Annotated in this window: 1 protein-coding gene and 1 pseudogene; both read left to right on the top strand. The window is 76.8% G+C overall.

The features are described 5' to 3' along the window. Positions 1 to 654: pseudogene (locus L2I40_RS23565) on the top strand (hypothetical protein); the annotation flags it as partial. Positions 655 to 737: 83 nt separating this feature from the next. Continuing rightward, positions 738 to 1,093, top strand: a 356-nt coding sequence (locus L2I40_RS23560) for an NADH-quinone oxidoreductase subunit H (protein WP_237217778.1), incomplete at its 3' end; no start/stop codon positions are given.

The raw sequence follows: 1,093 nt of genomic DNA, 5'->3' as shown, positions 1-1,093 counted from the left end.
GCGTCGAATGCGCCGCTGCTGTCGCGCATCGCGCTCGCGGTGCCGGCCGCGCTGACAGTCGCGATCGGTGTCCTGCCGGGGCCGTTGCTCGGGCTGGCGGGCGGCGCGCTGACGACGCTGTCGGGCGAGGCGATGGATGGCCGCGCCGGGCTGTTCGGCATCGCCGTCGGCGACGGGGCCGCCGCCTATTGGCCGTTCGGCATCGCGCTGCTGCTGGCGGCCTGCGGGGCCGCGGCCTGGGCCGCGGTCCGTCGCCGCGGCCTGGGCACGCGCGTGGAGAGCGCGGAGGGACCCGCCTGGGATTGCGGCTTCGCCGCGCCGCCGCCCCACCATCCCTTCGGCGATCCCGTCACGCAGCCTTCCGCCGCCGGCTTCGGCCAGCCGCTGCGGCGCATGCTGGGCCAGCCGGCGCTCGGCGTGCACGAGAGCGTGGCGATGCCGCCGCCGGGCGACCCGGCGCCGGCGCGCATCGAGGCCGGCTTCCGCGACCCGTCCTTCGCGCTGCTCCTGCAGCCTCTCGCGGCGGCGCGCGACGCCGTAATCCTGCGGACGGAGCGGCTGCGCGACCTTTCGATCCGCCAGGCGCTGATGCTGCCTTTCGCGGCGCTCGTCGCGCTGCTGCTGCTGATCGCCTGGCTGGAGGGCGGCACGTGACCGTGCCGACGCTGGAGGGCGGCGCGTGACCGTGCCGACGCTGGAGGGCTGCACGTGACCGTACCAACGCTGGACGGCGGCGCATGACGGCGTTCGGCGCGCTCCTCGCGCAGATCCTGCATGTCGCGCTGGTGGTCGCGGCGGCGCCGCTCGTCGTCGGCGGCATCCGGTGGCTGAAGGCGCGCATGATGGGCCGCGTCGGCGCCTCGCCGCTGCAGCCCTGGCGCGACATCCTGAAGCTGCTGCGCAAGCGCCCGGTGCTGGCGGAGAACGCAAGCTGGATCAGCCGCGGCGCGCCCTATGTCGCGGCGGGCGCGGCGCTGGCGGCGATCGCGCTGGTGCCCTCCTTCGCGCGCGGCATGGCGCTGGCGCCGCTCGGCGACCTGCTGCTGATCGCCGGGCTGCTCGCGCTCGGCCGCGTCGCGCTGGCGCTGGCGGG

The organism is Falsiroseomonas oryziterrae, from assembly GCF_021864505.1.
GTDB classification, from domain to species: Bacteria; Pseudomonadota; Alphaproteobacteria; order Acetobacterales; family Acetobacteraceae; genus Falsiroseomonas; species Falsiroseomonas oryziterrae.
Note: the sequence above shows the minus strand (reverse complement) of the source record. Positions and strands in the feature narration are given on the sequence as shown.